Raw genomic sequence first — 24,156 nt, 5'->3', positions numbered from 1 at the left:
GAATTCACGGCACTTGCCAGTCATCATCACCGGTGCCCGGTGCGCGGCGGAAGAGTTTTTCCGGTCAGCAAGCGGACATGAGCCATGTCATTTTCCGGACCTGTGACCCGGCCGGACCACCGGCTAATGTGAAATTCGTGGTCGATACATCGGTTGCCAATAAAGTCGGAAATGGAATCGTCGTTATCGGCGCCGGTCTCGCCGGCCTGCCGGTCGCGATGATGCTCGCCCGGCACGGGCTGCCCGTGACGGTCGTCGAACGTGACGAGTGCGCGGCGTTCGGCCGGCGCGACGGATATCCCGCCCTTCGCGCCGGAGCGGCCCACGCCCGGCGCCCGCACCAGCTCATGGCGGGAGCACGGGACATCCTGCGGCGATCGCTGCCCGACGTGACGCACAAGGTCTACGAGCTGGGCGCCCGCGACGCTGTCGAGCATCCCGGCGAGTCACCGGCCGCCTTCATGGCCCTTCGCCGTGCCCTGCTCGAGCGGGCCCTCCTCACCTGTGCGCGGGACCTCCCCACCCTGACGCTCCGGTTCGGCGAGCGGGTGCTCGACGTGGTGACCGCGGAGGAGCCCGGGGCGCGGGTACGCGGCGTGCGTACCACGAAGGCCGCCCTTCCCGCCCGGCTGGTCATCGATGCGACAGGTGTCCACGCACGGCTCGCGCTCGCCGCGCCGTACGTCAGCATGAGATCGCACCTCTACTACACTTCCCAGCCCTTCCGGCTGACCGACGAGGGATTCGCCGCCGCGCAGGACGCCGTCGCGCTGTGGAGTCCCGCTCCGTCCAGGGATGTCGTGCACGTCCGGCTGTTCGTGCACGATCCGCCTTTCGCCTCGGTCCTCGTCGCCCTACGCGGCGACCGGCATCCGCCCGCCCGGGACGTCATGCTCGAGTCGTACCGTGCGGCTCTGGCGTCCGAGCGGCTGCGATCGTGCCTGCGGGAGGCGGTTCCGCTCGCGCCGATCCAGGATTTCGGATTTCTGAAGAGCAGGATCCGCCTGTTCACGTCCCCAGGACCGGGCGGGCTCCACCAGATTGGAGACGCGCTGGCGGCGCTGAATCCGCTCACCTCGCGAGGCGCGGGGCTCGGTCTCGTCCAGGCGGAGCTGCTGGCCGAGGCCATCGCCCGCGATCCAGGCGACTTCGCGGGTCAGCGAGCGCTCATGATGCGCGCCTATCACGACTGGGTCGCACCCCATTGGGCGATGGGCGTGGTCCAGGGATTCCTCCGGCCGGACGCGGAGCCGCCGCCGGAGGTCGCCGAGCTCATCGCCGCGGCTCGGCGCAGGTGGAACCGGATCCGCGAGATCCGCCGGGCCTGGCACGCGCCGTCGGCCGGCAGCACGGATCGGACGCGGCTGAAGGACCACATGCGGACAGCCCTTGAGGTCCTGGCGCTCCAGGCTCCGCCCTCCGTACTCGATTCTCTGTCCGAAACAGCTGAAAGGTGAGCGCCATGAGGGCTGCCTCGCATGGACATACGCCGGCGTTCTGGTCCGGCGTGACGATCACAACGGTCGGGGTGCTGTTACAGCTGCCGAGCTACTTCATGGCCCGTGACATGCACTATCACCTGGCCGGCATGCCGGTGACGACCGAGATGGCCATCGGCATGGTCCTGCTGTTCGTCGGCGTCGGCGTCACCACCTACAGCCTGTTCCCGCGGTCGAGGGGCAGGCGGCCCGATCTGAGCAGGGTGAGCATCGCCCCTCTCGACGACGCCCGGATCAAACCCGCTCACATCGGGCTGCTCCTGGTCATGGCGGCCGCCATCACGATCGATGTGATGAAGCCGACCGCCTTCGCGTTCCTCGTTCCCGGCGCCGCGGCGGAGTACGGGCTGCGCGGACCGCTGAACCCGACGGCCGACGCGCTGCCGGTCGCCCTCTACCCGCTTGCCGGGGTCACCGGCATCATGATCGGCTCGTTCGTCTGGGGCTGGCTGGGCGATCGGATCGGGCGGCGCGCGTCCATCCTGCTGGCGGCGATCATCTTCATCGCGACGTCGACGTGCGGCACGATGCCCGAATTCTGGATGAACCTGGTCACCTGTCTCGCCATGGGCCTCGGCGTCGGCGGCATGCTCCCCCTCACCTTCGTGCTGCTCACGGAGACGGTGCCGAGAAGGCATCGCGGCTGGATGATCGTCCTCATCGGCAGCGACATCGCCGGCGCGTACATCATCGTGAGCTGGCTGGCCTCCACCTGGGCCGCGCCCGAGGCATTCGGCTGGCGCCTGCTGTGGCTCGTCGGCCTTCCCACCGGTCTCATCCTGCTGCTGCTGAACCGCTGGATTCCGGAGTCGCCCCGCTTCCTGATCATGCACGGCCGGGACGAGGAGGCCAGGGCCGTCATGCGCAAGTACGGCGCCACCGTCGTCGAGACGCAGTCGGAACTCGCCGTCGAGCGGGACCTGAACCAGGGCGTCCGGCTGGTGTTCAGCAAGCCGTTCCTGGGCCTGACCGCCGTCGTCGTCCTGCTGGGGCTGAGCATCGGCACCACCCAGTTCGGCTTCCAGCAGTGGATGCCGTCCAACCTCCAGCGGCTCGGCTTCTCCGAGGTGAACGCGAGTGAGATCCTCCGCAACGCCGCGATCATCGGCTTCCCGTTCAGCGTGCCGATCGCGCTGCTGTACGGGTTCTGGAGCAGCAAGAAGACCGTCATCCTGATGATCGCGCTGATGGGCGGCTCGCTCGCCACCTTCGCCGCGCTGGGCGATCAGGTGGCCGCCAACCGCGGCCTGCTGTATGTCCTGCTCGTCGTGCCGGTGTGGGGGATCAGCATCCTGAACGCCGTGCTCGCCGCCTACACCGCCGAGATCTACCCGACCGTGATCCGCGCCCGCACCAGCGGTCTGTCCGCGGGCGCGACCAAGGCCGGCGGGGTGCTGATCCTGACCCTGGTGATCACCGCCGTCGCGGTCCCCTCGGTACGGGTGACCGCTGCTGTCGGCGTCATCCCGATGGCCCTGGCCCTGATCGCCCTGATCGCGTTCGGCCCGGAGACCCGGCACAAGCAGCTCGAACGGATCACGGCCGAGGAACTGCTGTCATCCGCCGACCGGTCCGGTACCTCACGGGCGGCCGCGGTCGGCGACTAGTGTTCCGTCGGAGGGAGTGTCGCGGTGAGCACCTCGGCGGCCTTGCGGACATCGGCGTCCAGCGGGCGGTCGGGATCGACCGCGGGAATCGCCTCGACCAGGGCGTCGAGGAGCGCGGCGCAGCCCGCAGCCGTGGGGCGGCGAGCGCCGACGTGCGCCGCCTGCCGCAACCCCACCGCCAGCGAACCGCAGAGCAGGCGCAGCAGGGCGGCCATGTCGTGGGCGCGAAGGGCGGCCTGGGTGCCGAACGGCACCACGTCCTGGTTGTGCAGGTTGGTCGGCAGGCTCTGCATGCCGGCCGGCACGGCGGCGCGGCGGAGCTCGGCGACGAACGCGGTCGTGGCGAGCTGCACCCCCTGCATCCCGTGCTGGCGGCCGGGTCCGGCGGCGAGCATCGGTGGCAGGCCACCGTTGCGGGCCGGGTCGACGAGGAGGTCGAGCTGCCGCTCGGCGAGGTTGCCGAGCTGGGCGGTGACCATCGCCAGGACATCGGCGGCGAACGCGGCCGGCTGCCCGAAGAAGTTGCCGCCATGCACGACCAGGTCGTCGTCGGGGAAGAACAGCGGGTTGTCGCTGACGCTGGACAGGTCGGCCGCGACGACACCGTCGACGTAGCGCAGGGCGTCCTCGGCGGCGCCCAGCAGCTGCGGGGAGCAGCGGATGCTGTACGGCTCCTGCAGCGCACGTGTGCCGGCCGGGACGATCCCGGCAAGGGTCTTGCGCATGCCATCGGCGACGTCGATCGCGCCGGGATGGCCATAGGCGTCGAGCAAGCGCGGGTTGAGGAAGCCCGGGTCGCAGCCGAGCGTGTCGACCAGCAGGCAGGTGAGCGCCTGCACCGCGCGGTGGGAGGAGCGGACGCTGTCCAGGGCCAGCGCGGTCGCGGCGGTGGTGAGGGAGGTGCCGTTGACGAGCGCGAGGGCGTCCCGGCCGTCGAGCGTCAACGGAGCCAGCCCGGCATGGCGCAGCGCCTCGGCCGCGGGCATCCGCCGGTCCTCGACGTACGCCTGCCCCCGGCCGCGCAGCGCCTGGGCTGCATAAGCGAGCGGGATCAGGTCTCCGCTCGCGCCGACCGAGCCGTACCGTGGGATCGCCGGGACGAACGTCGTCGCGAACATCGCGGCGAGCCCGTCCACCACATGTGCCGAAACCCCGGACGCCCCCTGCGCGAGGGACCACACGCGTACGAGAATCGCGGCCCGGCTCACGTCATGGGCCAGATCCGGCCCCTGCCCGGCACCCAGGTGGGCCAGGGTGTTGTCACACTGGTCCGCTTCCTCCTCCCGGCCGGCGAACCCGACCAGGGCGCCGAAGCCGGTGGTCGCGCCGTAGACCGGACGTTCCTCCTCCCGCACGTCGCGGAGGAAGTCACGGCCGCGCTCGACGCGGTCGCGGACGGCCGCGTCGACCAGGACGGACACCGGTGTCGCGGCGCGGTGCAGGTCGGCTGAGCGCAGCGGAGCGCTGAGGTTGATGGTGCCTTCGGCGGCGAGCATGCCTGGACCATAGACAGCTGATTCTCAGAATCCTCTGAGAATTCGTCCGTAGCTTCCGGATCATGGCGCATGACTACCTGATCATCGGGGCCGGACCGGCCGGGCTGCAGCTCGCCGCACTGCTCGAACATGGCGGTCACGACTATGTCGTCCTGGAACGCGGAGCCGGACCGGGCACCTTCTTCACCCGGTTCCCGCGGCACCGCCAGCTGATCTCCATCAACAAGGTGCACACCGGGTACGAGGACCCGGAGCTGCGGCTGCGGATGGACTGGAACTCGTTGCTGAGCGATGACCCTGAGCTGCTGTTCACCCGCTACAGCGAGAAGTACTTCCCGCAGGCCGACGATCTCGTGCGCTACCTGTCCGACTACGCGGCGGCGACCGGCGTCCAGGCGCACTACGACACCGATGTCGTCCGGATCGGCCGGGACGGCAACGGGTTCACCGCCACCGATCGCAGTGGACGCTCGTGGCAGGGCCGGCGACTGGTCATGGCCACCGGCGTCTCCCAGCTGTACGTCCCGCCGATCCCCGGCATCGAGCACGCCGAACGCTACGACACGTTCGAGACCGACCCGGCGTCCTTCGCCGACCAGCGGGTCCTGGTGATCGGCAAGGGCAACTCGGGGTTCGAGACCGCCGACGCGCTCATGGAGCAGGCCGCGGTCATCCACGTCGCCGGGCCGCACTCCGTCAGGATGGCCTGGCAGTCGCACTACGTCGGGCACCTGCGCGCGGTGAACAACAACTTCCTCGACAGCTACCAGCTGAAGTCCCAGAACACGGTCCTCGACGGCACGGTGGAGAGCATCGAACGCCGTGCCGACGGCCGCTACCGGGTGATGTTCCGCTATGCCCGCACCGTGGAGGCGCTGCGCGAGCTGTTCTACGACCGGGTGGTCGTGTGCACCGGTTTCCGGTTCGACGCCTCGGTGTTCGACGACGGCTGCCGGCCCGCGCTGGTCATCAACGACCGTTTCCCCGAGCAGACGCCGGCGTACGAGTCCGTCAACGTGCCCGATCTGTACTTCGCCGGCACGCTCACCCAGCAACGCGACTTCAAGAAGGCCACCAGCGGGTTCATCCACGGCTTCCGGTACGGGGTGCGCGCCCTCCACCGGATCCTGACCACCCGCTACCACGGCGGGACCTGGCCGGCCGAGCAGATCGAGCCCACCCCGGACGCGATCGGTGACGCGATCATCGCCCGGGTCAACCGCTCGTCGGCGCTGTGGCAGCAGTTCGGCGTGCTCGGCGACGTGGTCACCGTGGCCGGAGCCACCGCGCTGTACCAGGAGGAGGTCCCGGTGGCGTACGTCGCCGACGGCGGGCTCGGCCGCGCCCGGCACACGTTCGTCGTCACCCTGGAGTACGGCGAGGACCACGACGCCGTGGACCCGTTCGACATCTCGATCCCGAGGGTCGTCGAGAACGACGCCGTCAACGCGCACGACGCGAGCTACCTGCACCCGGTGGTGCGGCACTACCGGGACGGCGCGCCGGCCGGCGTCCACCACCTCGCGGAGAACCTGGAGAACCAGTGGGACCTGCCGGAGGTGCACCAGCAGCCGCTGGCCGTCTTCGTCAAGGAGTGCCTTGCCGACGCCGGCTGAGCCGTACCCGCGCTCCGTTCTGGACCTCCTCGTCGCGGCCGGGAACCGGCCCGTCTTCGAGCACGGTGCCCGTACCGTCACCGGCGCGCAGATGCTCGGCCTCGTCCGGCGGATCGCGGCCGGGCTACGCGCCGCGGCCATCGGACCCGGGGACGGCCTCGCCATGATGCTCGGCGTCACCCCGGAGGCGTTCGCCACGACGATGGCCGGCTACGTCGTGGGAGCCCGGGTCGTCGGTGTGCGGCCCGGGCTGTCCGGCAGCCAGTTGCGCCACGTGCTCCACCAGGACATCGCCGCGGTCGTGACCGACGCGGCCACCGGGCCGGAACACGCGCGGCGCACGCTGGCCGTCTCCGAGCTGCTGGCCGCGTCCGACGAGGACGGTTTGCCGCGCCTGTCCGGCCGGCCGGAGGACGTCGCCCGGCTCGTCTACACCACCGGCAGCACCGGCACACCCAAGGCCTGCGCGCAGACCTACGCCGCCATGAACGCGGCCTGGACGGCCCGGCCGGAGGCGTGGCCGCCGGCGATCCGCGAACTGGCCTCCCGGCTGCGGCGCTACCTGGTGTTCGGGTCGCTGAGCAGCCAGGTGATGATGGAGTACGGTGTCCTCACGCTCGCCGCAGGCGGGACCATGGTCGTCGCCGACCAGCCCGCGTTCCCCGACGCGATCACCAAGTATCGGGCGTCCGCCAGCGTCATCACCGTGCCCCGCCTGCACAGACTCGTCGCCGCCCAGCGCATCGCCCCGGCCGACCTGAGCAGCCTCCGGGCGCTCATGGTGTCCGGGTCGCCGCTGGACGCCTCCCGGCTCCGCGAGGCACTCGACGTGCTCGGCCCGGTCGTGTTCCAGGGCTACGGGCAGACCGAGACCGGCACGATCTCCATGGCCACGCCATGGGACCTCCCCCCGTCAGTCGGGTTCCCACCCGACGTCATCGACGTCGCGATCCGGGACGCGGACGGCCGGCCCGTCCCGCCCGGTGTCGACGGCGAGCTGTACGTCCGCACCCCCGCACAGGCCATCGGGTACTGGGCCGAGCCGGCAGAGACCGCGGCGGTGTTCGTCGACGGGTGGGTGCGCACCCGCGACCTGGGCCACTTCGACGACGACGGGCGGCTGTACCTGGCCGGGCGGACACGGGACGTCATCATCGTCAACGCGAACCTCTACTACGCCGGCCCGATCGAGCGGGCCCTGGCCGCTTCCCCTGACATCGCGGAGGCGTACGTGCTCGGCGCCCCCGACGAGGACACCGGCGAGGCGGTGCACGCATTCGTGGTGCCGGTCGCGGGCCGTACCCCCGACCTTGATTCGCTGCGGACACTGGTCAGCGAGCGGCTCGGCGACGCATGCGTCCCGGCGACCATCACCGTCATCGACGAGGCCCCAATGGCGCCGACCGGCAAACCGGACAAGCGCCTTCTGCCGGCCGCGATACCCCGGGCCGAGGACAGCGCTCCATGATGCCCCTGAAAGGGAGAGCGGCCGCGAAAGCCGCGGTGCAAGCGCCCAGGTGGCCCTGCGCCGAGGAACTCTTCCGGCCACGCCACCCACCCGAATCTCGCTGCGAGCTTGCAATGAACCGCCACTTGGAGTTGGAAGCCCGCTACGCCGATCAGCCGGAGTGGTCCGACGCTGCGGGCGCGCGACCACGGCCGGCAGGTCCGCGCCCGCCCAACCGGGCTGAGTGTCAGCAGCAGGCCGGCGTCCGGGTCTGACCGATGCCCTCGGCCGGCCCGACCAGGTCTCGTTCGCCCGCCGGCACTTCCCTCGCCTGCCCCGTGGCGCAGCAGACGGAGTCGGCCTGCTTGGTCAAGGTTTCGGCGTCGGCCTTGACCGCGTACACCTCCCACGGCTCGGCGCCCGGGCCGTGCACCCACACCTTGTCCCGCAGGGCGTAGCAGCAGGAGGTGTCGCGCCTGCGTCAGGCGGGCAGCAGTTCGGCGAGCAACTTCTCAACTCGCCCGCGGATCTGGTCGCGGATCACGCGCACGGCCTCGATGCCTGGCCGGCGGGGTCGTCGAGTTGCCAGTCCTCGCACCGGGTTCCCGGGAAGACCGGGCAGACGTCGCCGCAGCCCATGGTGATCACCACGTCGGAAGCCTGAACCGCTTCGGAAGTCATGACTTTGGGCCGGGCGGCGGTGATTCACCAGCGAGAAATCCACGGTCAGTGCACGGCGAACGCGTTCCAGGGACGGCTGTGTGCGCCCTCGTTCCGAGATTTTCCGATCGAATCGGCCGACCACCGATGAATTCGGCGACCGGGCCAGGTCTACCCCTACACACCGCAAACCGCGCACATGATCAGTGAGGGACCATGAGCACAAACGCACTACCGCCCGTCGTCGACGCCGACACCTGGCAGCGTCAGCTCGACGCGCTGCGTGCCCGGGAGAAGGCCGCGACCCGGGAACTCGACGCCATCGCCGCCCAGCGCCGCCGCCTGCCCATGGTGCAGATGCCGGACTACACCCTCGAAGGCGAGGACGGCCCCGTTCGGCTGCCGGACGTCTTCGAAGGCAAGAGGCAGCTGATCGTCTACAACCACATGTGGTTCGCGGGCAAGGAGTGGCAGTGCCCAGGCTGCACCGGGTTCACCTCGCAGTTCACCCGGCTGGAGTTCCTGGACAACTATGATGCCCGGTTCGTCATCGTCACCCAGGGCCCGATCGACGAGGCACTCGCCTACAAGCGGCGCGTCGGGAACAAGATGGCCTGGTACTCCACCGCGAACAGCACGTTCGGCACCGACGTCGGCGCACCGCCCGGCGAAGGCTTCGCCGTCAACGTGTTCCTGCGCGATGGCGACACCGTCTATCGCACCTGGCACACCAACGGCCGGGGCACCGAGCAGCTCAGCCACAGCTTCGTGCTGATCGACCTGCTGCCGTACGGGCGGCAGGAGGAGTGGCAGGACTCGCCCGACGGCTGGCCGCAGTCGCCCACCTACAGCCGGTGGGCCACCTCCAAGGACATCGCCGCACTCTACGGCCCGAATACCGCCTAGGCCGCGCACCGCCGACAGCCCGCTCACGTCTGCCCTTCCGCTGCCCAGTCCGGGTTTGCGGTCGTCTTGTACAGATGCTGCGCAGCCCTGGGAGATGGTGCAACCCCGACCTGACTTGGGCTGAGCCGCAGGCAGCACTGGCAGGGCGCCTCCACGAGACAGCTACCGCTGAATGCCGGGGATGGACGCGCGAGATACATAAGCGACATCCTGTGGCGTGCTGTTGCGCCAGTTGGAGTATCTCGTCGCCCTGGCCCGTGAGCGCCACTTCGCCTCACCACTCGCCCGGCGACCATATGACCTCCGGCACGCGGCCGTCTCGCTCTGGCTCAACGGCGGCGTACCGGCTCCGGAGGTGGCAGCCCGTGCCGGCCACGGGGTGGATGTCCTGCTGCGCGTCTATGCCAAGTGCATCGACGGTCAGGAGGAGATCGTCAACCAGCGGATAGCGGACGTACTCACCGCATGAGATCACGAACAGCACTCCTCGAAGGGCTCCGGCTTCTCCGGGGGCCTTTCGGCGTTACAGGGCCGCATCATCCCGCGAACATCCCGGATCATGGGCGCCCACCTGGGGAAACCCCCCATGATCCATCCCGCGTATATCCCGTGACCACCGACAAACGGCCGCTCAGGGCTGCCTACGGCTGCATACCCCTGAAATGCAGAAGAGGCCCCGTAGGGCCTCTGAGCTGCGCTTACTGCGTGTGGCAGGTGCAAGGTTCGAACTTGCGTAGGCTGAGCCGACGGTTTTACAGACCGCTCCCTTTGGCCACTCGGGCAACCTGCCTTGCCATCCGCTCTCGCGGCGACAGATAGAAGGATAGCGGACTTCTGAGGTGTGCGTGACAACGGTTGGGTGCGTGCCGGATCTCTGTTTGGCAGCGCGCCGAAACGGGTGGAGGGGGAGCGCGAATCTGGACGGTTCTCCGTACGGGGAGCGGTGTCCTGCACGGCGGGCCGATGCTGGCTAGGCTCGTGCGCTGGGTCCGCACGTTTCGCGTACGCCGAGGAAGCAGGATCCGGGTAGTGCTTTCGCCGCTGAGAGGATGAGTGTTTTGGCCGATTCGTCTTTCGACATCGTGAGCAAGATCGACCGCCAGGAGGTCGACAACGCTCTGAACCAGACGGTCAAGGAGATCGGGCACCGCTTCGACTTCAAGGGTACGGGGGCCGCGATCAGCTGGTCAGGGCAGAACAACATCGAGATCAAGGCGAACAGCGAGGAGCGGGCGAATGCCGCCCTCGACGTGTTCAAGGACAAGGTGGTCAAGCGGGGCCTCTCGCTGAAGATCCTCGACGCGGGTGAGCCCAAGCTGTCGGGCAAGGAGTACCGGATGCTGGTCAGCCTGAAGGAGGGCATCGACCAGGAGAACGCGAAGAAGATCTCCAAGCTGATTCGGGACGAGGGGCCGAAGGGGGTCAAGGCGCAGATTCAGGGCGAGGAGCTCCGGGTCAGCTCGAAGAAGAAGGATGACCTCCAGGAGCTCATCTCCCTTCTGAAGGGCAAGGATCTGGACATCGCCCTCCAGTTCGTTAACTACCGCTAGCGGAGGCCTGATTCAGGCATCTGACCTGGCGTTTCAGCGTTCCGCAGGGCTCGGAGGGCACATCCGGGGCACACGGTCGAGCGCGCTGTCCACAAGGGCACGCGTCTTCTCCTGTGCCTCGGGCCGCTCCCCCACATGTACGTGTCCTCGGTGCGGAGTGACTGAGAGCGAGCTACACAGCCCTGGCCGGGGCGCCCTTGCGGATCGGCCACGTGGCTCCGTGGATGATGCAGGCCGCCGGTCAGAGGCGGGCACCCGCCGAGGGCCGCCAATGCCTATATGCACAGCCCAGAGCCGTATTCCAGAAGTGGGTTCATAGCTACTCGTTGAGTGTGGCGATGCGGGTGGCGGCTTGTCGCGGATGGCGAGCGTGTTGAAGCGAGGCGGTCACGGCCCAATGAGGTTCGAGCCGGTTGATGCCGCGTCCCACGGGTGGCGCTGCTTGCATGATCGACCAGCTTCTTCCGCACACCACCGGGCCCGGCGCTCGGCCCGTGGATCCCCCTCGCACCCTGCCTGCCTGGCAGATCGTAAACTCCAGACTCACCTGCCGGCCGATCAACCCAGCCGACTCCACCCGGGCTTGTGAGGCGATCAAGATCCGCCCGGTGCCGTCACGATGCCATCGCTGGAACAACCCGTAGATCGTCTGCCAGCACCCACACCCATCGACAACCGCCGGCGACCTGACTGGCGACGACCGCGAGCACGCCGAGGTCTCCGCGCTGGCGCTCAGGGAAACTTCCGCTAAAGCGCTCCCATCCGCATCCGCACCCGCATCCGCACCCGCATCCGCATCCGCGCCGAATGCATGCAATCGCTGCCGTTCTGTCCAGATCGGCGGGCGGTCCGGCGTACGGCCGGTGGGTAGGGACGCCTCCGGTGCCGCCACAGCCAAGGTGCTGGCGAAGTCTCCACTTTTGATGGTCTTGTTGGGCCGTCGAACCATCTATCCGAGATCTCGCGCTTGTGTCGATCGGCGACGCGGCACCCGGTCTTTCAGATCCGCCGCCTTGACCCCGTTTTCGCTGGCCAGAGCTCTTCGCCCGTACGCACCACGGGAGTTCGATCCTCCTCCCGGGGAAAAGGAATCTAGGCACCGGTGTGAAAGAACCACTGCCTGACCACGGGCGCCCATCGGCAGGTTGGAAAACTGTGCGTCACTGATTCCTCACTCAGTGAGACCATGGATGGAGTCAACCACAAGGGAGTACTCCCTCTGCCGTAAGGGTGGAACAGTGGACATAGAAGGACGCCTTCTTGACCTGACGTCACGGATGCGGGCACTCGAAGCGGGCGCGTCCAGCAGTGACGCCAGCAAGGGCGCAACGGCCGAAGTCGCCCAGATAAAGGCTGACATCGCCGAGTTCCGGAATGAGGTCAGACAAGATCTTGCCGCTCTCGGCGATGAGATAGCCGGGCTTCGGCGGCACTTGAACGAGTACCTCAGTTCCATCCAATCCAAGGTCCAGGTCCAGTTCCAGCCAGGGCCCCTCTAGCCCGAGCTCATCGATCCCTAGGCAAGAAGGGCTCAGCCTGAGCCGCCGACATGCTCCCGACGGCTCAGGCTGAGCCCGGCATCCCGCTTGATCTTTGACCTGCGTTGTGTGGACGTGAGTGAGTATGTGGGGGGTCGATCGTAAGCTCGGTGAACGTGACGAAGATCCCCCTGCGCCGCTTCACGGCGCGTGCTCTGCCCATTGATGATCAAGATCGGGTCCTCCTGCTCTACGGCTTTGATCCGGCCAGGCCCGATGAGCCGTTCTGGTTCACGATCGGCGGGGCGGCGGAGGATGGCGAGACGTTGCAGGAGGCGGCGGCGCGGGAGTTGTTCGAGGAGGTCGGGATCCGGGCGAATGCGGACGAGCTCAGCGGACCGTACGGGAACAGTGTGATCGAGTTCAACTGGTCCGAGTACGCCATCACCCAGGATCAGACGTTCTTCGCGATCCGGGTGGGAGCCGATGCGGTGGTGTCGTTCGACCACATGGAGCAGATCGAGAAGGACACGACGACGGCTCATCGGTGGTGGAGCGCGGAGGAGCTCGAGAACACGGAGGAGACTTTCTTTCCCACGAATCTCGCGTCCATCCTGCGCGAGATCGTCGCGGATGACGCGTCGGCCAAAATCATTGAGGGCGGAGGATCCGCGTAGCGCCGGCGATCAGCGCCGTGGCCAGGATCCAGCCGGAGACGATCAGTCCGTACGCGAGCCACTGCGTCCACCCGCCCGGGTCGAACAGCTCTCGTTGCCCGAATGCGGGGATCGGGAGCAGGAGGTCAAAGGTGTAGGCGAAGGGGTTGAAATCGGGGCTCTCGGAGGGTTTGAGCGCTCTCGGGGGGTTGATGGCGAAGACGACCGTCCCAAGCGCCAGCAACAGGGAGAACCACATGCCCGCCAGCCAGGGGCGGTAGCCGTACCCGACCGCGACGTCGAGCAGCCGCCCCCACGCCCGGCTTCCGAGCCCCTGCGTCTGCCGGCGGGCGCGGAGTTTGGCGAGTTGGGTGCGCCGGGCGAGCGCGTCGTTGCCGTCGCTGAGGTACCAGGCGGCAAGTTGCTCGTACGGCTGCGGCCTGAACCCCTCCGGATCCCGGGTCACCCAGTCGATTCGGCGGGTTACGCCGGAGCCGCGCAGCCGGTCGTAGGTCAAACCGTTCAGGCGCAATTTCTCGGGCCAGGTGTCTGGATTGTCGTGCAACGTGCCGACGGTGGTGTGTGCGAGGGTGACAACGCCTTCGATGGGCTTCGCGGGCTTCAGGTAGAGCTCGCGGAGCTCCATGTGACTTGCATGGAGTGCATAGCGCGTGTCTGGGCTTCGGATGATTCCGTTGAGCGAAAGTGTCCCGTTGATGCGCACTCCGCGTAACCGTACGCAGCCCAATGCCAGGAATCCGTCGGTGCAGCGCATGACGTCCTCGACGACCATGTTGTCGGCGATGAGGGCCTGTTTGCCGGGATTGCGGAGGGTTGCGCCGTCCAGGAAGAGGCCGCCGTTGAGGCGGGCGCCGACCAGGCCGATTGCTCCGGTGAAGTCGGCGTTGCGCATGTACGTGCCGGAGTCCACGACGACGGAGTTCGCGTGGAGCGCCCATCCCTCGTCATCGTCGGCCGTCACCTTGGTGCCGCCCAGCCACAGCCCGCTCTCGAACTGGGCCCGGCTCAGGCGGACGCTGCCGGTGACGTTGGAGCCGGACAGGCTGAGGTGCCCGGCCACCCGCATGCCGCCGCCGCTGAGGCCCGGGAGGTGGCAGTCGGTCAGGCGTACGGTGCGGGTGGTGGAGTCGGTGAAACGGATGGGTTCATCCAGATGGCAGCCGATCAGACTGAGTTCGTACGGGATCGTGCCGCCGACGATCACGAGCCGGCCGGTGATCCGCGCGCCGCGCAGACGTACGGCCGGGACTGAGCCGGTGCCGGTGTCGCCGGCGCCGAGGAGCAACTGGGCGATCACTTCGGCCCTGATCGAGCGTTCGGGCCCCCAGGTGTGGCCGTCCGTGGGGGCGTTCGCGCCGGCCGCGCGGGGCGGGCCGATCTCGAACGGGCCCAGCTCGACGGTCTGCCCGGTGGGGAACGCGTTCCAGAGCCTCCGCTCCGCCTTGGTTAATCGGCGCATGGGTCAGCGACGGTAGCCGGCCATCCGCTCGAGGCGGGCGACCCGCTCGGACGTGGGCGGATGCGTGGAGAACAGACGGCCGAAGCCCGAGCCGCTGAACGGGTTCGCGATCATCATGTGGGAGGCGGAAGTGAGGCGGCTGTTCTCGGGGAGCGGGAGCCTGCGGGCGCCCAACTCGATCTTGCGGAGCGCAGAGGCCAGGGCGAGCGGGTCGCCCGTCAGCCTGGCACCCGATTCGTCGGCCTGGAACTCTCTCGTCCGGGAGATCGCCATCTGCACCATCCCGGCCGCCACCGGTCCAAGCACCATCATCAGCAGCGCGCCCACGAAGCCCGGCCCCTCGTCATCGTCCGAGCCGCCGAAGAACACCGCCACGTAACTGATCCAGGTGATCATCGTGGCCAGCGCGCCGGCGACGGAGGAGATGAGGATGTCCCGGTTGTACACGTGTGACAGCTCGTGCCCGATCACTCCGCGCAGCTCGGCCTCGTCGAGCAGCTGGGTCAGGCCGTACGTCACGCACACCGCGGCCTGGCGAGGGCTTCGGCCGGTCGCGAAGGCGTTCGGCTGCACCGTCGGCGAGATGTACAGGCGCGGCATCGGCTGGCGAGCCTCCGTGGAGAGCTCTCGAACGATCCGGTAGAGCGTGGGCTGCTCCACCTCGCTGACCGGCCTGGCGCGCATGGCCGACAGGGCGATGCGGTCGGAGAAGAAGTAGGCGACTCCGTTGCTCGCCAGGGCGAGCACGAGCGCGATCTGCACACCGGTGCCGCCGCCCAACCACGCGCCCACCGCGACAATCAGCGCCGACAGGCCGCCCAGCAGGATGGCCGTGCGCAGACCGTTGTGGTGCAAGGTTTCCCCCCTTCGTGGTCTGGGTTCACCTCCTCCAACGACCACGACCCGGTCCTTCGTTCCCCAGCCGTTCCCCGGAGTGCTCAGCTGCGGGCGGAGCGCGACTTTCTCCATGGTCCGTCCCTCAGCCGAACGCGGACAGTGAGGTCATGTCCAGGACCAGTTGGGGGGCGATCGAGAACAGCACGGCCGCCGCCAGCGCGAGGCCGATGGCCAGCCATGTCGTGGGCGTCGGGCGGTGCCGGGCGAGAACCGGTGCCGTGGGAGGGGTGAAGAGGCGCGCGGTCCAGACGGCGTAGTAGTAGAGGCCGATCACGGTGTTGACGGCCATGATCAGCGCCAGCCAGCCTGAGCCGCCCTCCACGATCTCGCGGAAGACGAACACTTTGGCGAAGAGCCCGGCCAGGCCCGGTGGCAGGCCAGCTAGGCAGACCAGGCAGAACGCCAGCGCGAGCCCCGCGGCGGGGCGCCGGAACGCCAGACCCCGGTAGTCGTCGAGCTCGTTGCGGGTGGCGGTCCTGGAGACGAGCAGGACCACCGCGAAAGCGCCGAGGTTCATGGCGGCGTAGATGACCAGGTACGCCATGGAAGTGCCGACCGCGCCGGCCCCGATTCCGCCGACCACGACCGCACCGGCACCGTTTCCGGCCGGAGGGAGCGTGCCGGCCCCGTTTCCGGCCGTGGGGAGCGCGCCGGTCGCCCCGGCGAGCCGGGGCGTGATGCCCTGGGCCGCCACCGCCAGCGGCGCCAGGATGTAGCCGGACTGCGCGACGGAGGACCAGGCCAGCAGGCGTACGGCGGAGCGTTGGCGCATGGCGAGCAGGTTGCCCGCGGTCATGGTCAGCGCGGCGATGATCCCGACAATGGGCGCCCAGGTGGCGGCCTGCCCGGACAGTCCGGCGATCAGTACGAGGATCAACCCCGCGAACCCGGCCGCCTTGGAGATCACCGAGAGCAGCGCGGCCACGGGGACGGGGGCACCCTGATAGACGTCGGCCGCCCACGAGTGGAACGGCACCGCGGCGATCTTGAAGGCGAACCCCGCCACGACCAGCACGACTCCGACCGAGACGACGGCGGGCAGACTCTGGGCCGTCGCCAGGGCCCCGGTATCCGCCATCCCCGGGGCTGGGGCCTGGCCGCTGAACACGGCCGCCAGGCGTGACAGGTAGACCGTGCCCGCGACGCCGTACAGAAGCGAGACGCCGAACAGCATGACTGCCGTCGACACCACCGAAACCACGAAGAGCTTGACGGCTGCCTCGGAGGCCCGGCCGTCGTAGCGCTTCATGGCGGTGAGAGCGAAGACCGGGAGTGAGACCAGCTCGAGCGCCACCACGAGCATGATCAGGTCTCGGGAGGCGGGCAGGGTCACCGCACCCACGAAGGTGCAAAGGAGGAGGAAGTACCACTCACCGACTGGGATGCCGCCGGCCGCCAGCTCGGTCATCGACATCAGCACGACCACCACGGCCGCGACCAGCACCATGCCCGCGAACACCAGCGTGAACCCGTCCGCCACGAAAGAGCACAGCCTGGTGGGGCCGGCGAGGCCGGCCGGGACGCAGAAGGTCGATCGCGGCGGGCCACCCCTGATCGCCTGGGCGACGACGAAGACCAGCGCGATCAGGACGCCTGCCAGGGTGACGAGTCCCAGCACTGGCTTCGTACGGGGGCGGGCCGGGAGGAAGGCGTCCAGCAGCAGCACCAGACCGGCCACCAGGGCCAGCGCCAGCGGGGGCGCGATCACGAAGTAGTCGATCTGCTGGGTCATGAGACGGCTCCCAGCAGGGTCTGCACGGCCGGTGTGGTGAGCGACAGGAGGAGGCCGGGCCAGAGGCCGAAGAGCAGGATCAGGGCCACGAGTGGCGTCCATGCCAGCAGCTCATAGCTCCTGATGTCATCCGCCGCCTGCTGCCGTGGCGCGCCGGTCGCAGCCCACGGAGGGCCGCTCGAAGATCCGGCACCGCCCGGGAGGGTGCCGCCGCTCAGGGGCCCGGCGTCGTTCAGGCGCGCGTCGTCATCGGACGGTGCGGTGTTGCCCGGAGGCGTGCCGGGCCCGGTGAGGTTTGGTGGCTCGTTAGGGCCGCTGTAGGGCTCCGGTCTGGGGGATGGCTCCAGGGTGGCTGTCGCCGAGCGTCTTGCCGTCGAGCCGAGAGGTATGACCGGACGCTCGTCCGGTGTGGCACCTTCCCGCTCGTCCAAGAGGGCGTCGGCCGTCCGGGGGCGGCCGTGGGTCACGCGGGACAACATGACCAGGAAGTACGCGGCCGTCAGGACCGCCCCCAGACCGCCGAGCGCCATGTACGTCAGGAACAGCCCGCGGGGCAGCCCGTTCGCCGGCTGGAATGCCCCGAACAGCGCCAGCATCTCCCCCCAGAACCCGGCCAGCCCCGGTAGCCCCAGTGAGGCGATCGCCGCGAAGGTGAGCACCGAGCCGAGCCGCGGCAGCGTCGCGAGCATGCCGCCGCCCAGGGAGGGCATGTCGGCGGTGTGATAGCGGCCCTTGATCGCCCCGGCCAGGAAGAACAGCAGGCCGGTGATGAGGCCGTGGGCGACGTTCGCGAAGAGGGCGCCGTTGATGCCGACCGGGGTCAGCGTGGCGAACCCCAGCAGAACGAAGCCCATGTGGCCGACGGACGAGTAGGCGATCATGCGTTTGAGGTCACGCTGGGCGAGGCAGGCCAGAGCGCCGTAAATGATGCCCACCACGGCGAACGCACCGAGCCACGGCGCCACCGCCATCGCGCCCTCAGGAAGGATGGGGATGGCGATCCTGGCGAAGCCGTACGTGCCCATCTTCAGCAGCACCCCGGCGAGCAGCACCGAGCCGACGGTGGGAGCCTCGGTGTGGGCGTCGGGCAGCCAGGTGTGCAAAGGCCACATGGGGGTCTTCACCGCCAGGCCGATGCCGATCGCCACGAACGCCAGGATCTGCATAGACCTGGCCATGCCGGCACCGTGGGCCGCGCTCAGGGCCTCGATGTCGAGCGTGCCGGTCTGGGCCCATACGAGCAGCAGGCCGAGCAGCATCACGACCGAGCCGAGCAGCGTGTACAGGATGAACTTGACCGACGCCGCCCGGCGACCCTCACCGCCCCAGATGCCGATCAAGAAGTACATCGGGATGAGGACGATCTCGAAGAACACGAAGAAGAGCAGCAGGTCGAGGGCAAGGAACGTACCGATCATGCCTACTTCGAGCACCAGCAGCGTGAACACCAGCGCCCTCGGCCGCGCCCCCACGAACCCCCTCCGGGCGGCACCCCAGCACAGGTAGACGAAACACAGGAACGTCAGCAGCGCCGTCAGCACGATGAGCGGCAGCGAGATCCCGTCAACGCCGAGGTGGAAGCGGAGTCCCAGCCCGGGGATCCACGCCAGATCGACCTCGAACTGCGGCCGCGCGCCCCGCGAGTAGTCGAACGTCGCCGCCATCAGCACGGCCAGCGCCAGCGTCAGGCCGGACAGGGTCAGTCCGTACGTGTGCAGCAGCGGCCGGAGCCGGTGCGGCGCGAGGAGGAGCAGGAGGGCGCCGAGCAGCGGCACGGCCAGCAGCGCGGCGGAGAGCCAGGCCATCATGCGCGCACCCCCAGCTCTGCCCCGAGACGAGACCCGGCCGTCACACGCACCACCGCCCCCGCCCCGAGACGAGACCAGGCCGTCACACGCACCACCGCCTCTGCCCAGAGGCGAGACCCGGCCGTCATGCGAACACCACCGCCCCCACCGCGATCAGCAGGACACCGGCCAGCACGCCGCTCACGTAGAGCTGGACATTGCCGTTCTGGGCCAGTCGCAGCACTCCGGACAATCCGCGCGCCGATCTGCCGGACGCGCGCACCGCACCGTCCACGACCACGTCGTCCGTCCGCACCACGAGTCTGGCCAGGGCCAGGACCGGGCGTACGAACAGCACGGTATAGAGGCCGTCCATGTAGAACGCCCGCTCGCACGGCCCCCGCAACGGCCCCAGAAGGCGCGCCGGGTCGGCGACGGGGTCGAGGCGCCAGAACGCGTACACCGCCCCGGCGCCGAGCGCGGCGAGCACGACGCTGACGGCGGCCACGCCGAGGTCCAGGTGCAGCTCTCCGGCGAAGCCCAGCAGCAGGGCGGGGACGGCGAGGACGACGAGAGGAACGAGCATCGTGCGGGGGGCCTCGGTGACGTCAACGACGTGGGCCGTGCCCGGCTCCGGCTCCGGGAGCGCCACGGCCCGCGCCTCGCCGAAGAACGTGCGTAGCCAGGCTCTGGTGGCGTACGCGCCGGTGACGGCCACGGTCGCCAGCGCGCAGCCGTACAGCAGGAGCGCGGCCGCGTCCGTCAGGCCGCCGGCGGACAGCGCGCGGTCCATGGCCAGCAGGATGCCGTCCTTGCTGAAGAAACCGCTGGCCGGAGGGATGCCCATCAAGGCGGCGAACCCTATCGTCATGGTCACGAACGTCACCGGCAGTTCGCGCCGCAGGCCGCCCATCTGGGTCATCAGATTGGAGCCGACGTGGTGGATCACCGCGCCCGCGCACAGGAACAGCAGGGCCTTGAACGCGCCGTGGGTCAGCAGGTGGAAGATGGCTGCCGTGTCGGAGCCCGCGGCCAGGCCGCCCGCCATGTACGCGAGCTGGCTGATCGTGGAGTAGGCCAGCACGCGTTTCAGGTCGTCCTGGGCCAACGCGGCCAGCGCGGAGCCCAGCATGCCCAGGGCCGCGACGACGGCCAGCACGTCGAGCGTGGGCCGGGCCGCGACAAACGCGGGGAACAGCCTGGCCACGATGAAGATGCCGGCGGCGACCATGGTGGCGGCGTGGATCAGGGCGCTGATCGGCGTGGGGCCCGCCATGGCGTCAGGGAGCCACGTGTGCAGCGGGACCTGTGCGCTCTTGCCCGCCACACCGGCCAGCAGGAGCATCGTGGCGGTCACGAGCGTGGCCGCGGACATCTCCGGCACTTTCCCCAGGACGTCGTCGATACGGAAACTGCCTGCCGCGAGACCGAGCACGAAGATGCCGAAGAGGAAGCCGACGTCGCCCAGGCGGGTGACGAGGAACGCCTTGACCGCCGCGCGGGAATTGCTCCGGTCTTCCCACCAGTGGCCGATGAGAAGGTACGAGCAGAGGCCCATGATCTCCCAGCCCACGTACAGGACCAGGAGGTCGCCCGCGTAGATCACCAGGAGCATGGCGCTGGTGAACAGGCTGATGAACGCGCTGTAGGAGGGGTAGCGCGGGTCGTCCTTGAGGTAGCCGACTGAGTAGACCTGTACGGCCAGGGCGACGATGGTGACCAGGACGCCCAGGATGCTCGACAGGTTGTCGGCCTGGAGGGTGAGTGTGATCGGGACGCCGCCGGTGACAATGGTGCCGTATGTCTGGCCTGTGGGTGGGGAGGTGGTCGCGCCGTGCAGGTAGGCGAGGCCCGGGCCCCAGGCGAGCCAGCCCGCCAGGATCGCTGAGAGCGTGGTGGGGAGGATCGCGATCCAGGCTGCCCGGGTGTTGGCTCGCTGGGCCGCGGCTGTGGTCGCCTCGGCTCCCTGGGCTTCGCGCTCTGGCGTCGGGGCCTCTATCGCGGAGGTCAAGGTTGCGGGGGCGGGAATTGCGGCCTTGGACGTGGTCTCGGAGGCGGGCGTCGTCGTCTCGAGGCTGCCGGCTGGGGCGCCTGGGCTGGGTGTCTTGGATCGCGGTGTCGCTCCTGTGCTGGAGGGGGCGGTGGGGCGCTGATGGGGCCAGCGGGAGAGGAGAAGGCCTGCCGCGGCGGCGATGAAGGGCAGGACCACGGCGATGAGCGGGAACGTCGTCACAGCGTGCCACCTCGCTTGACGGGCTGCTCGCCCTCACGGCCGCCTTCGGCCTCCGCCTGCTTTATCCGATCCGCCTCGCTTGCCCCGTCCGAGTGGTCTGAGGCTCCTTGGGGTGCCTGGGCCGAGTGGGCGTTCCGGTGCTCGTTGGGCTCGGCGGTGGCGGGTGGACGGCCTTCGGTGGGCTCAGCCGGGTTGGCAAGCGTGGCGGGTTTGGCCTCGGCAGGGTGAGGCTGGACGGGATCAGGCTGGACGGGATCAGGCTGGGCGGGAGGGGACGCGGCGACAGCAGGCGGTGCGAAGTCGGACCTGGTAGGAGCAGGCGGTGCGAGGTCGGACGTGGTGGGAGCAGGCGCGGCGTAGTCGGGCGGGCGCTCCCGGGCGATGGCGGGGCCTCGTACCGATGTCGTTGCTGAATGCGCGGCCTCGCCGGCGGGCTCGTCGTCGGCAGTGCCCGCGATCGCCGGCACTTCTGTGGGCTCGTCGGTGGGTTCGGCGAGGTCGCGGAGGTGGTCGATGTCGACGGTGCGGCGGTTGCGGTACAGCGCCAGCACGATCGCAAGGCCCAGGCCCACCTCGGCGGCCGCGATGACGATGACGAACAGGGTGAGGACCTGGCCGCTGTGCAGGCGGTCGGCCAGCCACACGTCGAACGCCACCAGGTTGAGGTTGACGGCGTTGAGCATCAGCTCGACCGACATCAGCACGAGGATCGTGTTGCGACGGACGAGCACGCCGTAGACGCCGATGGAGAACAGGAGCGCGGACACCACAGCCGGGTAGACGATGTGCACTAATGACCCCCGGTCTGATCGGGCGGCAGATTACCCCCGGTCCGGTCAGGCACCGAGTCGTCCCGGGTGCCGGGGGGTGACGGACTGGTCTCCGGCCGGGCAGGCGAGCTTTCCTCGCTCCCAGCGGATGGTGACCTACCCCCCGTAAGCACGGTCTCCTCGGTCGAGTGGCCCTCGATTCGCCGAGGTGCCAGGCCCCTTCCGGTCGGCGAGTTTGCGGCGCTCGGCTCGTCGGGTGAAGTGTTGTTACCGGTCTGAGCGGATGGTGAGCCGCCGGGGATGTCCGTACGGGACAGGACGATGGCGCCGATCAGGGCGGCGAGCAGAAGCACGGACAGCGCCTCGAACGGCAGCACCCAGGTGGCGAACACACTGGCGCCCAGCTCCTTCGCTGCCCCGTGACCTGGGATCAACGGTGTGTAGGCGGTGTGGAATCCGTCGATCACCACAGTGACGAGGACGGCCGCGGTCGCCACGGCCACCAGGGCTGCGACCAGGCGGTTGCCGCTGTCCAGGTCTGTGGAGCGGCCGATGGGGGCCCGGGTGAGCATGATGCCGAACAACAGCAGCACGACCACCGCGCCCACATAGATCAGCACCTGGACCCAGGCCACGAACTCGGCGGTCAGCACGAGATAGCAACCCGCCAGGGCACCGAAGGACACCACGAGCCAGAGGGCGGCGTGGACGAGTTGTTTGGTCATGACGACAAGCAGCGCCGATCCAACCGCTACCGCGCCCAGCAGCAAGAAGACGATCTCTTGCCCGGTGGGTGACAGGTAGGAGGGCACCGCCTCGGTCACGACTCCTCCTCGGACTCCCTTGTCTCGTCAGGACCGAGCCGCCCGGGTGGCCGGATGGACCGTGGATCGGCCATCCTGCGTCTGCGGGGGCTCGCGGCAGAAGTTTGCTCCTCCGGCTCGGGCTTCGGTTGCGGGACGCCCGAGGCTGTGGACAACTTTTCCGGGGATGGCTGTCCTGTGGATGAAACCTGTCCCTGGGGTGGCTCCTTCGCGGAGGGACGGGTCTCGCCGTCTTCTGTGGCGGACGAAGTGGTGGTCGCCTCATCTGCTGTCGGAGAGGACGAATCGGTCGTCGGCTCGACGCCCGCCGTGTCGTCTTCCTCCGTATTAGGAGCTGCGGCCGTCACACCCTCTCCTGCGGGGCGGGATGTGGTCATCTGGCCGTCTTCCGAGCGCGGCGCGCCGGCGTTCGTCTCACCTGGTGCGGTGGAGGCGGTGTCGTCGTCCTGGGCACGGGATGGGAGGGCGCCCGGCGGACGGATCCCCCGTACGTTCCGGATGGCTCGGCGTGGGCGTCCGCCCGGCGTGCCTGTTACAGGGCCTGACCCGGGCGCGCTTGCGGTGGGCTCTCCGTCCGGGGTGCCGGGCCTGGGTGTGGTCGCTGAGGTGTCGGGGCCCGTGGCCGGGGTGCTGGGTTCGGGCATCGTGCCGGATGCGTCGGCTTCCAGCGCTGCTGTGGGGACGCCGGCTTCCGACGTTGCTCCAGGGACCGGGGCTTCGGACGTCGTTCGGGGAACGCCGGTTTCCGACGTTGTTTCTGGGACGCTAGCTTCCGTCGTTTCTGGGACGGCCGCTGCAGGAGTTTCGACAGCCCCTGCTGCAGGCGTCGTTTTGGGACCGCCTGCTGGGCGCTCTGCGCGGATTGGGGGCTGCGGTCCCATTGTGGGCGCTGCGTCCGGCGCTTCGGGGGTGGGTCTCGTGCTGCTGGTCCCCGCTGTCGGGCGGGTCTTCGGTACGTCTGCGGAGGGGCGGGCTGCCGTACCTCTGGGCTGGGGGCGTCCCGCGGCGGGGCGGCGGGGAGCGGCGGTGAGCTCCTTCGGGGGCTCGGCGCCCGGGTCGTGGGCCGGAGGCACGGGGACGGTCTGGGTCCAGGCGGCCAGTTTGTCCTTCTCGTGGATGAGGTTGCGGATGTCACCTTCCGCGTACTCGAACTCCGGAGACCAGAAGAGTGCGTCGAACGGGCAGACCTCGATGCATATCCCGCAGTACATGCACAGGCTGAAGTCGATGGCGAAGCGGTCGAGGACGTTCCGCTGGCGAGGGCGGCCGCCCTCGGGAGCCGGGATCGTCTCCTTGTGGGAGTCGATGTAGATGCACCAGTCGGGGCACTCTCGGGCACAGAGCATGCAGGAGGTGCAGTTTTCCTCGACCAGGGCGATGACGCCGCGGCTGCGGGGCGGGAGGGCAGGCTTGACCTCAGGATACTGCTGCGTCACTGATTTGCGCAGCATGTGGCGAAGGGTGATGGACAGCCCCTTTGCTAGCCCGACTCCTGGTATCCGCCCCATGCTTCAATAT

17 protein-coding genes, 1 tRNA gene and 3 pseudogenes are annotated in these 24,156 nt (G+C 69.0%); 8 read left to right on the top strand and 13 right to left on the bottom strand.

What is annotated here, in order from left to right; translation table 11 throughout:
• Positions 1-137 precede the first annotated feature (137 nt).
• Together ACFKCF_RS37955 and ACFKCF_RS37950 are read left to right on the top strand one after the other, a co-directional pair.
• Positions 138-1,457, top strand: a complete 1,320-nt coding sequence (locus ACFKCF_RS37955) for an FAD-dependent oxidoreductase (protein ID WP_394500132.1) — start codon at positions 138-140, stop codon at positions 1,455-1,457.
• A 5-nt stretch (positions 1,458-1,462) separates the two neighbouring features.
• Positions 1,463-3,106, top strand: coding sequence for an MFS transporter (locus tag ACFKCF_RS37950; protein ID WP_394500131.1), 1,644 nt, complete (start codon positions 1,463-1,465; stop codon positions 3,104-3,106).
• On the opposite strand, the gene ACFKCF_RS37945 is transcribed toward ACFKCF_RS37950, so the two are convergent.
• Complete coding sequence (locus ACFKCF_RS37945) at positions 3,103-4,602, bottom strand: aromatic amino acid ammonia-lyase (RefSeq protein WP_394500129.1); 1,500 nt, start codon at positions 4,600-4,602, stop codon at positions 3,103-3,105. The two genes, ACFKCF_RS37950 and ACFKCF_RS37945, sit on opposite strands and share 4 nt — an antisense overlap.
• Before the next feature lie 62 nt (positions 4,603-4,664).
• On the opposite strand from ACFKCF_RS37945, the gene ACFKCF_RS37940 reads away from it, so the two are divergent.
• Positions 4,665-6,218, top strand: a complete 1,554-nt coding sequence (locus tag ACFKCF_RS37940) for an NAD(P)-binding domain-containing protein (RefSeq protein WP_394500128.1) — start codon at positions 4,665-4,667, stop codon at positions 6,216-6,218.
• Positions 6,202-7,686, top strand: a complete 1,485-nt coding sequence (locus tag ACFKCF_RS37935) for a class I adenylate-forming enzyme family protein (protein ID WP_394500127.1) — start codon at positions 6,202-6,204, stop codon at positions 7,684-7,686. Before ACFKCF_RS37940 ends, ACFKCF_RS37935 begins: the two co-directional genes overlap by 17 nt.
• Before the next feature lie 226 nt (positions 7,687-7,912).
• On the opposite strand, the pseudogene ACFKCF_RS37930 reads toward ACFKCF_RS37935, so the two are convergent.
• Together ACFKCF_RS37930 and ACFKCF_RS37925 are read right to left on the bottom strand one after the other, a co-directional pair.
• Positions 7,913-8,137 (bottom strand): annotated as a pseudogene (locus ACFKCF_RS37930) (hypothetical protein); the annotation flags it as partial.
• A gap of 9 nt (positions 8,138-8,146) precedes the next feature.
• Positions 8,147-8,370: pseudogene (locus ACFKCF_RS37925) on the bottom strand (heat-shock protein HtpX); the annotation flags it as partial.
• 171 nt (positions 8,371-8,541) lie between these two features.
• Between ACFKCF_RS37925 and ACFKCF_RS37920 the strand changes: the two are divergent.
• On the top strand, positions 8,542-9,231 hold the full coding sequence (locus ACFKCF_RS37920; RefSeq protein ID WP_394500126.1) for a DUF899 domain-containing protein: 690 nt from the start codon (positions 8,542-8,544) through the stop codon (positions 9,229-9,231).
• A gap of 217 nt (positions 9,232-9,448) precedes the next feature.
• Complete coding sequence (locus ACFKCF_RS37915; protein WP_394500125.1) at positions 9,449-9,700, top strand: hypothetical protein; 252 nt, start codon at positions 9,449-9,451, stop codon at positions 9,698-9,700.
• A 239-nt stretch (positions 9,701-9,939) separates the two neighbouring features.
• On the opposite strand, the gene ACFKCF_RS37910 is transcribed toward ACFKCF_RS37915, so the two are convergent.
• Positions 9,940-10,021, bottom strand: a tRNA-Tyr gene (locus ACFKCF_RS37910).
• Between the two features lie 268 nt (positions 10,022-10,289).
• Here ACFKCF_RS37910 and ACFKCF_RS37905 point away from each other — a divergent pair.
• Positions 10,290-10,781 carry a YajQ family cyclic di-GMP-binding protein gene (locus ACFKCF_RS37905; protein WP_394500124.1) on the top strand — a complete coding sequence of 164 codons (492 nt, stop codon included), beginning with the start codon at positions 10,290-10,292 and terminating at the stop codon, positions 10,779-10,781.
• Between the two features lie 1,271 nt (positions 10,782-12,052).
• On the opposite strand, the gene ACFKCF_RS37900 is transcribed toward ACFKCF_RS37905, so the two are convergent.
• A complete protein-coding gene (locus ACFKCF_RS37900; protein WP_394500123.1) occupies positions 12,053-12,214 on the bottom strand; it encodes a hypothetical protein in 162 nt (53 codons plus the stop codon).
• A gap of 215 nt (positions 12,215-12,429) precedes the next feature.
• Here ACFKCF_RS37900 and ACFKCF_RS37895 point away from each other — a divergent pair, with 215 nt between their 5' ends.
• On the top strand, positions 12,430-12,936 hold the full coding sequence (locus ACFKCF_RS37895; protein WP_394500122.1) for an NUDIX hydrolase: 507 nt from the start codon (positions 12,430-12,432) through the stop codon (positions 12,934-12,936).
• Here the strand turns inward: ACFKCF_RS37895 and ACFKCF_RS37890 are convergent.
• The 8 genes and pseudogenes from ACFKCF_RS37890 to ACFKCF_RS37855 form a co-directional block, all read right to left on the bottom strand.
• Positions 12,911-14,395, bottom strand: coding sequence for a hypothetical protein (locus ACFKCF_RS37890; protein ID WP_394500121.1), 1,485 nt, complete (start codon positions 14,393-14,395; stop codon positions 12,911-12,913). The genes ACFKCF_RS37895 and ACFKCF_RS37890 overlap by 26 nt on opposite strands.
• Positions 14,396-14,398: 3 nt before the next feature.
• Positions 14,399-15,250, bottom strand: a complete 852-nt coding sequence (gene htpX, locus ACFKCF_RS37885) for a zinc metalloprotease HtpX (RefSeq protein ID WP_394500120.1) — start codon at positions 15,248-15,250, stop codon at positions 14,399-14,401.
• A 124-nt stretch (positions 15,251-15,374) separates the two neighbouring features.
• Complete coding sequence (locus ACFKCF_RS37880) at positions 15,375-17,024, bottom strand: NADH-quinone oxidoreductase subunit N (protein WP_394500119.1); 1,650 nt, start codon at positions 17,022-17,024, stop codon at positions 15,375-15,377.
• Positions 17,021-18,829 (bottom strand): NADH-quinone oxidoreductase subunit M, encoded by a 1,809-nt coding sequence (locus tag ACFKCF_RS37875; RefSeq protein WP_394500200.1) that lies wholly within the window; start codon positions 18,827-18,829, stop codon positions 17,021-17,023. Before ACFKCF_RS37875 ends, ACFKCF_RS37880 begins: the two co-directional genes overlap by 4 nt.
• Positions 18,830-18,956: 127 nt before the next feature.
• A complete protein-coding gene (locus tag ACFKCF_RS37870; RefSeq protein WP_394500118.1) occupies positions 18,957-21,044 on the bottom strand; it encodes an NADH-quinone oxidoreductase subunit L in 2,088 nt (695 codons plus the stop codon).
• 488 nt (positions 21,045-21,532) lie between these two features.
• A pseudogene (gene nuoK, locus ACFKCF_RS37865) lies at positions 21,533-21,835 on the bottom strand (NADH-quinone oxidoreductase subunit NuoK); the annotation flags it as partial.
• On the bottom strand, positions 21,835-22,638 hold the full coding sequence (locus tag ACFKCF_RS37860; RefSeq protein ID WP_394500117.1) for an NADH-quinone oxidoreductase subunit J: 804 nt from the start codon (positions 22,636-22,638) through the stop codon (positions 21,835-21,837). The pseudogene nuoK and the gene ACFKCF_RS37860, both read right to left, overlap by 1 nt.
• Positions 22,635-23,984 carry a 4Fe-4S binding protein gene (locus ACFKCF_RS37855; protein ID WP_394500199.1) on the bottom strand — a complete coding sequence of 450 codons (1,350 nt, stop codon included), beginning with the start codon at positions 23,982-23,984 and terminating at the stop codon, positions 22,635-22,637. Before ACFKCF_RS37855 ends, ACFKCF_RS37860 begins: the two co-directional genes overlap by 4 nt.
• Positions 23,985-24,156 lie beyond the last annotated feature (172 nt).

Source organism: Nonomuraea sp. JJY05 (assembly GCF_043496855.1).
GTDB lineage: Bacteria > Actinomycetota > Actinomycetes > Streptosporangiales > Streptosporangiaceae > Nonomuraea.
This window is presented reverse-complemented; position numbering and strand designations above follow the sequence as displayed.

Bases quoted from the DNA above. Each gene is read 5' to 3' on its own strand.
- ACFKCF_RS37950 (WP_394500131.1), top strand. From the start codon at position 1,463: ATGAGGGCTGCCTCGCATGGACATACGCCGGCGTTCTGGTCCGGCGTG.
- ACFKCF_RS37945 (WP_394500129.1), bottom strand. From the start codon at position 4,602: ATGCTCGCCGCCGAAGGCACCATCAACCTCAGCGCTCCGCTGCGCTCA.
- ACFKCF_RS37940 (WP_394500128.1), top strand. From the start codon at position 4,665: ATGGCGCATGACTACCTGATCATCGGGGCCGGACCGGCCGGGCTGCAG.
- ACFKCF_RS37920 (WP_394500126.1), top strand. From the start codon at position 8,542: ATGAGCACAAACGCACTACCGCCCGTCGTCGACGCCGACACCTGGCAG.
- ACFKCF_RS37890 (WP_394500121.1), bottom strand. From the start codon at position 14,395: ATGCGCCGATTAACCAAGGCGGAGCGGAGGCTCTGGAACGCGTTCCCC.
- ACFKCF_RS37880 (WP_394500119.1), bottom strand. From the start codon at position 17,024: ATGACCCAGCAGATCGACTACTTCGTGATCGCGCCCCCGCTGGCGCTG.
- ACFKCF_RS37875 (WP_394500200.1), bottom strand. From the start codon at position 18,829: ATGGCCTGGCTCTCCGCCGCGCTGCTGGCCGTGCCGCTGCTCGGCGCC.
- ACFKCF_RS37855 (WP_394500199.1), bottom strand. From the start codon at position 23,984: ATGCTCTGTGCCCGAGAGTGCCCCGACTGGTGCATCTACATCGACTCC.